General features: G+C 59.9%; 9 protein-coding genes and 6 pseudogenes. 14 read left to right on the top strand and 1 reads right to left on the bottom strand.

Going from position 1 to position 13,052, the window contains the following annotated elements; all coding sequences use genetic code 11:
* The first annotated feature begins 358 nt into the window (after window positions 1-358).
* Window positions 359-1,162 (top strand): fibro-slime domain-containing protein, encoded by an 804-nt coding sequence (locus tag V5B40_RS22885; RefSeq protein ID WP_332356711.1) that lies wholly within the window; start codon window positions 359-361, stop codon window positions 1,160-1,162.
* Window positions 1,163-1,447: 285 nt separating this feature from the next.
* On the opposite strand, the pseudogene V5B40_RS22880 reads toward V5B40_RS22885, so the two are convergent.
* Window positions 1,448-2,002, bottom strand: a pseudogene (locus V5B40_RS22880) (transposase); the annotation flags it as partial.
* 1,276 nt (window positions 2,003-3,278) lie between these two features.
* On the opposite strand from V5B40_RS22880, the pseudogene V5B40_RS22875 reads away from it, so the two are divergent.
* The 13 genes and pseudogenes from V5B40_RS22875 to V5B40_RS22815 all read left to right on the top strand — a co-directional run.
* Window positions 3,279-3,572: pseudogene (locus V5B40_RS22875) on the top strand (hypothetical protein); the annotation flags it as partial.
* Between the two features lie 874 nt (window positions 3,573-4,446).
* A pseudogene (istA, locus tag V5B40_RS22870) lies at window positions 4,447-5,148 on the top strand (IS21 family transposase); the annotation flags it as partial.
* 114 nt (window positions 5,149-5,262) lie between these two features.
* Window positions 5,263-5,964, top strand: coding sequence for a site-specific integrase (locus V5B40_RS22865; RefSeq protein ID WP_332356710.1), 702 nt, complete (start codon window positions 5,263-5,265; stop codon window positions 5,962-5,964).
* Complete coding sequence (locus V5B40_RS22860; protein WP_332356709.1) at window positions 5,900-6,436, top strand: tyrosine-type recombinase/integrase; 537 nt, start codon at window positions 5,900-5,902, stop codon at window positions 6,434-6,436. Before V5B40_RS22865 ends, V5B40_RS22860 begins: the two co-directional genes overlap by 65 nt.
* On the top strand, window positions 6,429-7,424 hold the full coding sequence (locus V5B40_RS22855; protein ID WP_332356708.1) for a tyrosine-type recombinase/integrase: 996 nt from the start codon (window positions 6,429-6,431) through the stop codon (window positions 7,422-7,424). The genes V5B40_RS22860 and V5B40_RS22855 overlap by 8 nt, the downstream gene beginning before the upstream one ends.
* Before the next feature lie 143 nt (window positions 7,425-7,567).
* Window positions 7,568-8,359: a Mu transposase domain-containing protein gene (locus tag V5B40_RS22850; RefSeq protein WP_332356707.1), complete on the top strand. Its 792-nt coding sequence runs from the start codon at window positions 7,568-7,570 to the stop codon at window positions 8,357-8,359.
* Window positions 8,349-8,951: pseudogene (locus V5B40_RS22845) on the top strand (ATP-binding protein); the annotation flags it as partial. The gene V5B40_RS22850 and the pseudogene V5B40_RS22845, both read left to right, overlap by 11 nt.
* A gap of 56 nt (window positions 8,952-9,007) precedes the next feature.
* The gene (locus V5B40_RS22840; RefSeq protein WP_332356705.1) at window positions 9,008-10,348 is read left to right on the top strand and encodes a site-specific integrase; all 1,341 of its coding nucleotides are present in this window, start codon (window positions 9,008-9,010) and stop codon (window positions 10,346-10,348) included.
* Between the two features lie 320 nt (window positions 10,349-10,668).
* On the top strand, window positions 10,669-11,253 hold the full coding sequence (locus tag V5B40_RS22835) for a tyrosine-type recombinase/integrase (protein WP_332356704.1): 585 nt from the start codon (window positions 10,669-10,671) through the stop codon (window positions 11,251-11,253).
* On the top strand, window positions 11,250-12,275 hold the full coding sequence (locus V5B40_RS22830) for a tyrosine-type recombinase/integrase (protein ID WP_332356703.1): 1,026 nt from the start codon (window positions 11,250-11,252) through the stop codon (window positions 12,273-12,275). Before V5B40_RS22835 ends, V5B40_RS22830 begins: the two co-directional genes overlap by 4 nt.
* A 55-nt stretch (window positions 12,276-12,330) precedes the next feature.
* Window positions 12,331-12,513 (top strand): annotated as a pseudogene (locus tag V5B40_RS22825) (ATP-binding protein); the annotation flags it as partial.
* On the top strand, window positions 12,510-12,722 hold the full coding sequence (locus V5B40_RS22820) for a hypothetical protein (protein ID WP_169068692.1): 213 nt from the start codon (window positions 12,510-12,512) through the stop codon (window positions 12,720-12,722). The pseudogene V5B40_RS22825 and the gene V5B40_RS22820, both read left to right, overlap by 4 nt.
* A 151-nt stretch (window positions 12,723-12,873) precedes the next feature.
* A pseudogene (locus V5B40_RS22815) lies at window positions 12,874-13,035 on the top strand (reverse transcriptase domain-containing protein); the annotation flags it as partial.
* Between the last annotated feature and the right edge of the window lie 17 nt (window positions 13,036-13,052).

The raw sequence follows: 13,052 nt of genomic DNA, 5'->3' as shown, positions 1-13,052 counted from the left end.
GGGTGCTTACGCGCATCGCCCGGCTACCGCTAATCCTGTTCTCGCTCTACTCGATCCATGGCCGAGGCCGGCAAATGGGTGACCTCGCTCTCGGAAGCGACGACCGTGTCGGCAAACTTTACAGTCAAACGGGAGGGAGACTTGTCCTGAGGCTGTAAAGACCTCGTGAACAACATGTAGGACAAGGATTTAAAACAGTATTGTCTGTGATCTGTGGGCCATGGCACGAAACCTGCTATTTGCTCTATGACACGAAGCAGCCAACATCGCAACAGGTGATCGATGCCTTCTCGTCGGTCCGGCAAAAAGTTCTCGCGCCGGTACCCTTCCATGCAATTTTTCTCTTGGAGAATGAGTAATGAATATCAAGAACTGCCGTAGTGGAAATCGGGCGCTGGCGGCGCTGGCTCTGGTGAGCTTGGGTTGGAGTACGGGAGCCATGGGCGTGACCTTGACCGGGACGATTCGGGACTTTTGCGCGCCGAGTATCGGCAGTACCTGTACATGGCTGTCAGACTTCGAAGGTGCCATACCGGGTTTGACAACGGGAATGGTGGCCTCAACCCTGACGGGCGGGCTGCCGACAGCGGGTGGGGCTATCGTAACCGGTGGATCGACGGTGGCGAACTTTGCAAAATGGTATGTCGACTCCCCCGGCTTCAATCTCTCGACCCCCACTTCGCTCTCCTTGACCGAGGGTCCCGCGGGAACTTTCAGTTACAGCAGCAGCGCTTTCTTTCCCATTGACGGCTTGCTGTACGGCAACCAGGGCCGCTCACACAATTACCACTTCACCATGCACTTGGAGGGACTGCTGTCTTTCAGCGATCCCACCGCCGGTGCGGACAAGAGCTTCACCTTCACCGGCGACGACGACCTGTGGATCTTCGTCGATGGCAAACTCGTGATGGATCTTGGCGGCGTCCATGGTGCGGTAAGCGGCAGCTTTACCGAGGAGGATCTGAAAGCATTGGGGCTGACCGCCGCTACGTCCTACGATCTCGACATATTTTTCGCAGAGCGGCACACTACGGAGTCAAATTTCGCCATCACCACTACCCTGGAGATTGCTCCTCCTGTGGATGTCCCCGAGCCCGGAAGCTTGCTCCTTGCCGGTTCGGCGCTGGTGGCACTCTTGTCTGGCCGGCGGCGACGGGCATAGGCTGAAGCGGGCTCCGATCCGCATAGCCGCGGCGTTACCCATAACGGGGAGGGCAGGGTAGAGGGCAGGTTTTCGCCTGCCCTCTACTCATCAGACCGTGCATGCAGTTTCCCCGCACACCGCTTTCCGATGCTCTTCACGCAAGGCATGCGCCGAGTTCCAGCCCGTCCTGCTAGCAGCCTGTCGGACTAACCGTCGGCAAAGCCGGCGCGTTTCACCATGTGAAAAAAAAAGCCGGATTTCCCTGGTTTTCGGGTGTTTCCGAGGGATTTCCCCTCATTTTCCCTACTGTGGGCGCAATACGGCCAAGCGCTTCAAATTCCAGGCGAGGCAAACCAGCGTCCACTCGCCGGTGACCTTCTTCAAGCCGCGCAGGGAGAAGCGGCGAAAGCCCATCACCGATTTGATGATCCCGAAGACCGGCTCGATCGTCTGCTTGCGTAAGGCGTAGCGCGCTCGTCCATCCTTGGTCTTCAGCCGATGGGACATCGCCTGTACTGGCGTGGCATTGTCGGGCAAGGGGGCCGGCTCGCTGTGGCGCTCCCGCCAATCCGGATGATGCTCGTCGCGTCCGACGGCGATCAGGGGCTCGATACCGGCCGCCTCACACGCCTTGATGTTCTTCTCGCTGCAGTAACCGCTGTCGGCGATCAGACATCCCACGGCGCCGAGCACCTCGGCCTGGGCCTTGAGGGTGGCCAGCATTGGCTCGACCTGCTCTTTATCGTTGGGAGCCTGCGTGACCCCGGTGGCGACGATCAGCATCGTTGCCGCATCGGCCGCCGCCTGGGCGTTGTAGGCCTGTTCGAAGCCGCCACCGGCGACCGGCATGATGCGGGATGTCAGCGGCATTCCGAAAGTCCGTTAATGCTGGCAATTTGAAAGTCGTGGATTTTCTTCGTCGATCTTCTTCGACGGCTTTCATCTGAAGGGTTTCCTGGCTCTTCTTCCTCGCTCTTCGCTCTTCTTCGTTCTTCGTTTTTCCCCTTCCCGAGATTACTCGCAGTAGCGCCGTGTCGTATGTCTTTGCGTTGCACGATGCGGCGCAAGGAGGGCGAGCCATGGCACACCAGGGACGGCACAACTGTCTGTTTTGCGGAGAATTCTTCGCAGCAGATGCGCGCAACGCGGGCCACCAGAAGTACTGCTCCAAAGCGGATTGTCGGAAGGCCAGTCAGGCGGCGAGTCGTCGCGCCTGGCCCGCCAAACCGGAGAACCAGGACTACTTTCGCGGCCCGGAGAATGTCGCGCGGGTGCAGGCTTGGCGAGCGGAACACCCAGGCTACTGGCGACGTTCGCCACGGACAAGCGGTGCGAGACCACAGCCAGCGCTTGCGTTACAAGAGGTCTGCCGAGCTCAAGCGCGTGAAATCACTGAGGATTCTCAGGAAGGGCCGGGAACTGTCAATTTGCGGCACATCAGGCCAGCGAATCGCGGCGTAATGCGGCCAGCAGAAGTGGCTGTTTTAGCGGTTTCGGATGGGTCGGTTTTACGCCGCTTTCGGGCTTCTTGCAAACGGGGTAAGTGGCGAGCGGTAGGGTGTCCAGGGGACCGTGGAATGTGTGCCGCAGGCACACGGAAAGGAAGTTCAGCATGGACTGACTGGCTGTGTAGAAAGCTACATGGGAGATGAGGGTAGGTCCCTCGGGGTCGGCTTTCAAGAGCGGGCCTCAAACCACCCCAAGCTGCTGCGGTCAAGAGCCGTGGTAGCGAGCGTTGGGGCAAGAGTTCAAGGATTACCTTGGGCAGGTATGGATCAGAGAGACGAACGAAAGTGAACCTTCGATGACGCGTCGTTAACCGGAGTTGTCGTCAAAACCAGAGGCGATTCCACCTTCTGGGACAAGCTTGCCGGGCACCTGATTACTGGGCAAGCGGCGGCCGGCGTATAGGAGGCGTGAAGCTGATCCAGGCTTCTGTGTGGAACTGCGGGAACCAGTCGTTCCGATGTCAAGGGAGAAGCACAAGGGGCAGAAACCACGAGGCGAGAGTACCGATGCGGAGCACTGGGACGGACCGACCCGTACGAGCGATGAAGACTGGTAATGCGGCTGGAGCAAAGGGGTCGGATCAAGCGGTTGCATTTGGCGTTCAACTGGCAACAGGAGGAAACGGATGAGTGCAACAAAACCATTTGCCATTGACAAATGGCTGGTGTACGAAGCGTATCAAGCGGTCAAAGCCAATGCGGGATCGGCAGGGGTGGATAAGGAATCGATCGGCGACTTCGAGAAGGATCTGAAGGGAAACCTCTACAAGATCTGGAACCGGATGTCGTCGGGAAGCTACTTTCCGCCGCCGGTCAAAGCGGTTGCCATTCCCAAGAAGAATGGCGGGGAGCGCATATTGGGTGTTCCAACGGTGGCAGATCGTGTGGCACAGACGGTTGTCAAGCGGTTGATAGAGCCCTGTTAACGGTGTCGCTTTTCCGTAGAAATCTGGCGTCGACGGCCTGACGAGGCGAGAAAGCCAGTCGGTTTGCTTTCGCTTTTGACTTTCAGCCAAGCATGTATATGCCGGTTTTCCGGTTTTCCGGTTTGCCGCCGGCCAGGCTCCCGGCGGACGGGTTGCGCAGCAAACCGTCGTCTGGCAAGCGAAGCGCGGCAGGAATGGGCGACCAGGGATCGGGGAGCGCCGTCGGCTATCGACTCATGGGGTTTCAAGGGGATCTGATCTGCGGCCCGGCATAACCCCCGTGGCAGTAGCGTTCGCGTTGCCGATGCGGTAGAAAGCGGAGCGGCCGGTGGAAAGGCAGGCGCGACACCGGTCCCAACCGCGAAGCCAGACCCGATGCCGCGCCCCGTAGCCCCCACAGCGGCGACGTTGCCTGCCTAGTATTTCACGAAGCGCACCTCGCCGTCTGATTCCCATTGGCCGGGACGGCCAATGGATCTCCCTGGAAGACGTTACCTGTGCGCCGCTTGCCGCACAGCTGTGCTCATTTGCAGCCACTGTGATCGTGGTCAGCGCTACTGCACCACGCAGTGTGCCGACGAGGCACGCCGACAGGCCACCGGTGCTTCGGGTCGCCGCTATCAAGACAGCCGGCGCGGCCGTCACGCCCACGCCGAACGCCAGCGTCGTTACCGGGCCCGGCAACAGAAAGTGACGCATCAGGGTTCCCCACCCAGGGTCGCTCCTGATCAACTCCCCTTTGAACCGACGTTGCCGGTCGCACCCCTGCCAGGGCACTGCTGTCGTTGTCATCGTCCCTTGCCGGACGGGGTGCGCCAGGACTTTCTGCAGCGTCGGATTCGCCGTCACCCACCCGACCGGAGAAGACATGGCTCTCAGCCCCGAGATTGAAGCGCAGATCCTGCGTTATTACCACGCCGAACGCTGGCGTATCGGCACCATCGCGACCCAACTGCACGTGCATCGCGACAGCGTCGCCCGCGTGCTCGCCCAAGCCGGCTTGCCGGCACTTGGGCCCGTTCGCCGTCCGTCGGTGATCGATCCCTACCTGTCGTTCATCCTCGAAACCTTGACGCAGTTTCCGCGCCTACGCGCCTCCCGCGTGTACGACATGGTCAAGAGTCGCGGTTACCCGGGACGCCCGGATCACTTCCGGCACCTGATCGCCCGTCACCGACCGCGCCCGAAAGCCGAAGCTTATCTGCGGCTGCGCACTCTGCCGGGCGAACAGATGCAGGTCGACTGGGGTCACTTCGGCCACCTGGAAATCGGTCGGGCACGCCGGCCGTTGATGGCCTTCGTCGCTGTCCTCTCCTGGTCGCGGCAGATCTTCCTGCGCTTCTATCTCGGCGCCTACATGGAGAATTTCCTGCGTGGCCACGTCGGCGCGCTGACCGCCTGGGGCGGCTGCCCGCGGGTCGCCCTGTACGATAATCTCAAGAGCGCGGTCCTTGAGCGCCAGGGCTCGGTCATCCGCTTTCATCCGACGCTGCTGGCCCTGGCCAGTCACTACCGCTTCGATCCGCGCCCTGTGGCGGTGGCGCGGGGGAATGAGTATGGTGTGGTCAAAAATATGTCGTGGTGGATCTCAATTGCCCTGCGTTACCGCTCGATTTGAGATTTTTACCACGACATAATTTTAGGCCAATACTGGTATTCCACCGTTCATCAATTGGGGAATATCATGTTTGAGACTCTCTTTACACAGCCGCATGTTCTTGCAGCCCACAATTTGGCTCCCTGCCTGGAATCGAGGAAGCGCTTCCTCTTGCATTGTCAGGAACAGGGATATTCGCCCATGTCGATCCGGAAGATCGCCTGGATTCTGCTAGTTTTTTCAAAGAGCATGGATTTGTGCCGGCCGGGGCCAATAACGCACGAGGAAATCGCTTTTGCGGTCGACCATCGGGTTCGTCTCACTCGAAGCGGACGAACGAACGATTCCCAGAGCTCGCGCCGGTTGTTCATACATACGGCCACGGCCTGGTTGCGCTTCCTGGGACTGCTGAAGGAACATCAACCCAAGCAGAAACCGTTCACCCGCTATATTGATCACTATGCCGATTTCATGCATGATCAGCGGGGACTTTCACCTGTCACGATTACAAACTGCCGCGGCGAGATCGTCAACTTTCTGTCGACGGTCTGGCATCCCGACACGACGCTCGATACCATCACCATTCACGATATCGATGCCTATCTGGCGTATCAGGGCAAGCACGGCTGGGCCAGGACATCGTTGCACGCACTTGCGAGCACGCTTCGCAATTTCTTCCGGTACGCCGAAGGACAAGGATGGGCTACCAACGTTTCTGTCGGTATTGATCTTGTACGGCGCGTGCCTTCGGCATGGCGAAGCCTTACGGCTGACCATGCAAGACGTTGACCTCGAAGGCGCCGTTCTGTGTATCCGGGAGAGCAAATTCTACAAGTCGAGGCTGATCCCGCTTGGAGCAGACCTGAACGGCGCGATGCAACGATACACCCGGCAACGCAACCAGGCATTCGACAACGAACCCAACACGCCATTTTTTTGCTTCCGCGATGGTCGTCCATTAAACCAATCGGCTGTCCAACGCGCGTTTCAGCGACTGCGCATCCTGGCAAATGTCCGGCGCGAGGGTGGCCCAGCCTGCCAGCCCAGATTGCATGACCTTCGCCATGCGGGAACTGTGCACCCCTTGATCGCTTGGTATCGCAGCGGCGCGGATTTGCAGCTGTTATTGCCACAACTCTCCACCTATCTTGGCCACATCGATCTAGCGGCCACCCAGCGCTACCTTACACTGACGCCCGATCTGTTAAACGAAGCGAGCAAGCGTTTCGAAACTTACGCATTGGAGAAGCATCATGAATAAATCATCCATGCTGGGTCCCTGGATCCGGCGATTCCTGATCGAACATCTGGTGGCCGAACGCAACCTTGCCATCAATACCCAGAAAAGCTACCGCGACATGCTCCTCCTGTTGCTGCCTTATCTGGCCACCAAGGTCGACAAGCGGATCGACCGTCTGACGGTGGACGATCTCTCCCCGCAAATGGTGCGTCTGTTTCTGACGCACATGGAAGAACAACGGCACTGCGCGGTCAGCACACGCAACCAGCGGCTCGGCGGCATTCATGCCCTTGCCCGTTTCATCGGCGAACATGCACCGGAATACGTCGCTTGGTGGGCGCAGATCCACTTGATTCCCATCAAGAGAACCAGCCACCCGCAGATCAGCTATCTCAACAAACCGGAAATGGATGCTCTCCTCGCCGCATCCGACGTGCCTACTGCGCAAGGGCGCCGAGAACATGCGTTGCTATTGTTCATGTTTAACTCCGGCGCGCGCGCAAGCGAAGCAGCTCAGCTCAGGATCGGCGACGTCGACTGGCACACGCGATCAGTCAGCATTACCGGTAAAGGGAACAGACAACGCCGCTGCCCCCTCTGGCAATCCACGCTCGACGAGTTGCGTTCGCAAACCGAAGGAAGGACCACACCCGAACCGGTGTTCCTCAACCGTTTCCACCAGACTATGACGCGCTCCGGCATCCATGCGCTGGTCAAGCGCTGCGCTGCTCGCGCTTGCACCATGGCGCCGTCAATGGCTGGCAAGAATGTTCACCCGCACGTCATACGCCACACGACTGCCTCGCTGCTGCTTCAGGCCGGAATCGACATCAACACGATACGCGGCTGGCTTGGACACGTTTCGCTGACAACAACCAATATCTGCGCCGAGATCAATCTGGAAACAAAGGCGCGGGCGCTGGCGGCATGTGAAGTAGAAAGCGATGCGGGAGAACAAAAGCATTGGCGCGACCAGCCCGACCTGATGGCATTCGTCCGCACCTTGTAGCCGAATACTATGTGCTGTTCGATTTCCGTAATGACATTGCCTTGGCCAAGATTGCTATCGAGCAGCACATATTTTTGACCACACCATACTCGTGATTATGGGCTTGAGCCCATAATCACGAGAAGGGACGCGTCGAGCGGGCCGTGCGTTTTATCCGCGATGCCTTCTTCGCCGGCCGCCGCTTCACGGATGTGGACGATTTGAATGCCCAGGCCGACGCTTGGGTCAGCGGGCCTGCGGGTGAGCGGCGCTGCCCGGAGGACGAGGCGCTGACGGTGCATGAGGCTTTCGAGCAGGAGCGAACGCGCCTGCTGACGCTACCGGGGAACGCCTTCCCGACCGACGAGGTCAAGGCCGTCTGCGCCGGCAAGACGCCCTACGTGCGCTTCGACCTGAATGACTACTCGATCCCGCATACCTGCGTTGCGCGCACGCTGACGGTCGCTGCCAGCCTGGATCAGGTACGCATCCTCGATGGCCAGACCGTGGTCGCGACGCATCGACGCACTTATGACCGCCGGCAACAGATCGAAGTCCCCGAACACATCGCAACCCTGGTTGCGCATAAGCATCAAGCGAGCGCGCATCGCGGCACCGATCATCTGGTGCAGGCGGTGCCGACGAGCCGCGAGCTGCTGACGCAAGCGGTCGACAGGGGCGAACCGCTGGGACGCACGGTGCGCGCGCTGACTGAGCTGCTGGAAGCTTACGGCGTGGCCGAACTGACGGCGGCGATTGCCGACGCCCTGTGGCGGGGCGTGCCGCATCCCAATGCGGTTCGGCTGGCCCTGGAGAAGCGCCGGCAGGCGAAGGCGGAACCGCCGCCGCTGGCGGTGCCTTTGCCGGAGCACCTGAAACGGCGGGATGTCCCGGTGCGCCCGCACAAGCTTGATGACTACGATCAGCTGATGGAAGGGACGCCGGATGACGAATGACACCCACCGCCAACGGGCGGCCGCTTTGCAGTTGCATGGCCTCCTCGCGCATTGGGCCGAGTGTGCCGAGCAGCCCTGGCTGGATCCTTTGCTGTCCTGGGAAGAAAGCGAACGCGCCCGCCGCTCGCTCGAACGACGGCTGCGCTGCGCCCATATCGGGCGCTTCAAGCCGCTGGCCGATTTCGACTGGGCCTGGCCGCAGCAGTGTGATCAGCGGGCGATCGCCGAACTGATGACGCTGGACTTCCTGCCGGCGGCGACCAACGTCCTCCTGGTCGGCAGCAGCGGCCTGGGCAAGACGATGATCGCTCAGAACATTGCGCATCAGGCAATCCTGGAAGGACACACGGTGTTGTTTGCCACCGCTGGGCAGCTGCTCGGTGATCTGGCCGGCCTGGACAGTGACTCGGCGCTGCGTTACCGACTGCGTCGCTATGCGGCACCTGATTTACTGGTCATCGACGAGGTCGGCTATCTCTCTTACTCCAACCGCCACGCGGACTTGCTCTTCGAGCTGATCAACCGGCGTCACGAGAAGAAGAGCACCTTGATTACGACCAACAAATTATGCGGTGCACCGCATAATTTGTTTAATGCGGAGTTGAAGATTATGCAGAGCCAAGGGCTCTGAACGGCAAGATTTCCCTGTTGAATCAAGAGAGCATGGCGGCAGCCCAGGCTGATCCACTCCACATAATATCGATGGTCATCCGGCCAAAGGTATCCATGAAAGGAGAGGTCATGTTCGAGAGATTTTTTGATTCTTGTGGACGAATTCGAGCGCTTCGCGGTGGTCCTGGCGGAGATTTGCTCGCTGGCTTTGCGGAAGCGCTGAGCGAGGCGGGGTATGCGCGCATTACGGCTCGTAGGCATATTCGTGGGGCGGAACACTTTCTGTATTGGGCAGGCAAGGCGGGCATAGCTGCTGACGGTTTTGACGATCAGGTGGTTTCACGCTTCGCTCTTCATCTGAAGCAGTGTCGGTGCCCAGGCTACGGTCATGGCAACCGGCGCGATGTGTTGCGTGGGGCGCGCTTGTTTGTGGAACAGGCTCAGCGGGCGGGCAGCGGTGTCGCCTGCGCGACGACACGGGGCTCTACCGAACCGGTTTTGCTCTGCGCATTCGAGCAGTGGATGCGTGAGCAACGCGGAACCTGTGCGGCGACCTTGTATAACTACAGCATCCCGCTGCGGCGGTTGATCGCTCGTGTCGGCGGTGATCCGCGTCGTCTGGATGCGCAGGGTTTGCGGCAGCTTGTCCTTGAAGCAGTCCAGAAGTCCGGGTGGGCGGCGGCCAAGAAGTGTACAACAGCGGTGCGCATGTTCCTGCGTTTTCTGATCGCTGAAGGTCAGTGCCCCGCGGGTCTGGATGCGGCGATTCCGGTTGTCGCGCATTGGCGTCTTTCGTCGCTACCACGCTATCTGCCAAGTGATGACGTGGAGCGTGTGATCGCTTCGTGCAATCTGAGCACTCCGCTCGGGAAGCGCGATCGCGCCATTTTGCTTCTGTTGGCCCGCCTTGGCCTTCGCGCTGGTGACATTGTTGAACTGCGGTTGGCCGATATCGACTGGAAGGGCGCCTGGATTACGGTCTGCGGGAAGAGCCGACACACCACACGCTTTGCGCTTACCCAAGAGGTCGGCCAAGCCGTTGCGGATTACCTGCTGGAGGGACGACCACGAAGCGATGTCGACGCCGTTTTTCTTCGTGCTCGTGCGCCGTTTCGAGGCTTCGCGAATCATTGTGCCGTCTCCGTGATCGTCGAACAAGCGATGCGCCGAGCTCAGGTCAAATGCCCCAGCCGGGGCGCCGCCCATGTACTTCGTCACTCGCTGGCTGCCTCAATGTTGCGGCAAGGAGCTTCGTTACAGGATATCGCCACGGTGCTGCGCCACCGCTCGATCGAGACCACGCAGATTTACGCCAAGGTGGATGTCAGCGCTTTGCGGCAGATTGCCCAACCCTGGTCGGAGATGCCATCATGTTAAGGAAGGCGGTAGAGTCGTATCTGGCTGTGCGCCGCGCGTGCGGATTCGCGCTGCATTCCGAGGGCCACCTGCTGAACAGCTTCGCGGCTTTCTCCAGCGCGAGAGGCGAAGAGCACGTTTGCTCACGAATCGCCATCGAGTGGGCCGGACTTTCCCAAACGCTTCACCAACGCGCCCGCCGGCTCGGCGAGGTGATCCGCTTTGCCCGCTACATGCGAGCGGAAGACCCACGCCATGAGCTACCCGAGCCCGTTTTTGGTGGCGAGTCGCGGCAAAGGCCAACGCCTTACATCCTCTCCAGAAATGAAGTGGAGCGCTTGGTGGCGGCAGCGTTTCAGCCGGTTTACCAGGGCTTGCGGCGCGACACTTACAGCACGCTTTTCGCGTTACTTGCCTGCACAGGCCTTCGCGTCTCGGAGGCGATCGGCTTGTGCTATGAGGACGTCACCGCTGATGGGCTGGTGATTCGATCCTCCAAATTCCGCAAGAGCCGCCTCGTTCCGCTCCATGACACCGCCCAAGCGCACCTCGTGCGCTATCTCGAACGACGACGTCGTCAGCCTCCATTCGATGATCCTCACCTATTCGTCTCCATGCATCGAAAGCCGCTGCGCTTGGGGAATGTCGAATCCGCATTCCAGACGGCCGCCCGGAAAATCGGTCTGCCACGCAATCGCGGGCAGCCTCGTGCGACGCCGCATTCGCTGCGCCATACCTTCGCCGTCCGGGCCCTGGAGACTTGTCCGGATGATCGCGATCACATCACGCAACATCTGTTGTCGCTGTCAACCTATCTCGGTCATGCCCAGGCGGCCAACACGTATTGGTACCTTGAAGCAACGCCGGAGCTGATGCGAAACATCGCCGAGCGGTGCGAACGCTTCCTCACCGGAGAGCGGCCATGACCACGACTCCGATCGCACCCCACATCACGGCCTTTCTCCAACAACGCCTGCCCCTCGAACGGAATGCCAGCGACAACACCTGTGAGTCGTACGCCTACGCATTCAAGCTGCTGTTTGAGTACGCCAGCGATCGCCTCAAGGTGGCACCCTGTGCGCTCAACCTTGAGCAGCTCGACGCCGGTCTGGTAAGCGCCTTCCTGAATCACCTGGAAACCACGCGCGGCAATGGAGCGACGTCGAGAAATACGCGCCTTGCCGCGATCCGCTCGTTCATGCGTTTCGTGGCTTATCGCGTTCCTTCGGCGATGGAGCAGATTCAGCGCGTCCTGGCGATTCCGCTCAAGAAGGCCGAAACGCGGCTGGTTCGTCACCTTACAGGTGATGAAATGCAAGCGCTTCTGCACGCGCCCGTGCCCGACCATCGAGAAGGCATCCGCGACCGCGCCATGCTCCATCTTTGCTATGCGGCAGGATTGCGCGTGTCGGAGTTGGTCGGCTTGCAACTGGCCGATCTGAGTTTACAGCCGCAGGCAAGCGTACTCGTTCATGGTAAGGGCAGAAAAGAACGTTGCTTGCCGTTGTGGAAGGAAACCACCTCCGCTCTACGCGCATGGTTGGCAGTACGCGGAGACGTGCGGGTGCCCGAACTGTTTGTGAATGCTCAAGGCGAAGCGATGACACGTTCCGGTTTCGAGTACATCCTGCATAAACACGTGGCAACGGCATCGCAGCACTGTCCCTCGCTGTCGACCAAACGCGTAAGCCCTCATGTCTTGCGACACACCTGCGCGCTGACGGTCTTGCAGGCGACCAAGGATCTCCGAAAAGTGTCTCTTTGGTTAGGGCATACGCATCTCCAGACCACCGAGATGTACACCCGCGTCGATCCGTCGGTAAAGCTTGAAGCACTTGAATCCATCATCCCGCCGAAACTACGCTCCGGGCGCTTCAAGGCGACCGATCACCTGATCGCCCTGCTCAAAACCCGCTCCCTTATGCGCAGTGAACAGCCCAAGAAATAGCATCAAATCAGAGCCTCTGACCACGGGGCTCTGCATAATCTTCAACTCCGCATTAAACAAATCGTTCTCCGCATGGCCGGAGGTCTTCCCCGGCGCGAGCTGCGTGGTGGCGATGATCGACCGCCTGGTCCATCACGCCGAGATACTCGCCATCAAGGGGGAGTCGTATCGGCGCAAGGAGGCCCAGGAACAGGCCGCCGCCAGATCCAGAAAGCGCTCGGCGAAGGCGGCGACGTGAAGCACTCTCATCCGCCGTCCGGCCTGCATGACGGTCTCGACTTGCTCATCGACTCTCGCTGGTCGCCTGATCAGGCGCTGGCGGTCATCGAGTTGCTTGATGATCTGCGCGATCGGATCTGGGCGCACTACGAGCTCGCTCTGCAGGCCAAGTTCCGAGAGGATCGCGTGACACGCCGCGATGTCCGGGTCAGCGATCCGCCGTTCTAACCAAAATCAACACTCTCAAGACTCAGGGGCCCGCCGGGCCCCTGTTTCGTATACGTCACATCGCACACTTCGCCGCCAAATTCCGCCGCCATTTAGTGCCGCCAGATTTCTGCGGATCTACACAGCCGCTAACAAGCCCGGGATAGAAGCCAAGTTTCTACCGGATTCCTACGGTTACCGGCCCGGAAGATCGGCGCTGGACGCCGTGGGGGTAACGCGGGAACGATGCTGGAAGTATTCCTGGGTTCTGGAGTTTGATATCAAAGGCCTGTTTGACAACATCGACCATGCATTGCTGGACAAGGGTAAGCGCGCAGCGCACCCACCTCT

The sequence above is a fragment of the Candidatus Accumulibacter meliphilus genome (assembly GCF_036625345.1).
Classification (GTDB): domain Bacteria; phylum Pseudomonadota; class Gammaproteobacteria; order Burkholderiales; family Rhodocyclaceae; genus Accumulibacter; species Accumulibacter meliphilus.
This window is presented reverse-complemented; position numbering and strand designations above follow the sequence as displayed.

What these genes read in the sequence shown, in the direction of transcription:
- V5B40_RS22885 (WP_332356711.1), top strand. Translation starts at nt 359, where the DNA reads ATGAATATCAAGAACTGCCGTAGTGGAAATCGGGCGCTGGCGGCGCTG.
- V5B40_RS22865 (WP_332356710.1), top strand. Translation starts at nt 5,263, where the DNA reads ATGTTTGAGACTCTCTTTACACAGCCGCATGTTCTTGCAGCCCACAAT.
- V5B40_RS22855 (WP_332356708.1), top strand. Translation starts at nt 6,429, where the DNA reads ATGAATAAATCATCCATGCTGGGTCCCTGGATCCGGCGATTCCTGATC.
- V5B40_RS22830 (WP_332356703.1), top strand. Translation starts at nt 11,250, where the DNA reads ATGACCACGACTCCGATCGCACCCCACATCACGGCCTTTCTCCAACAA.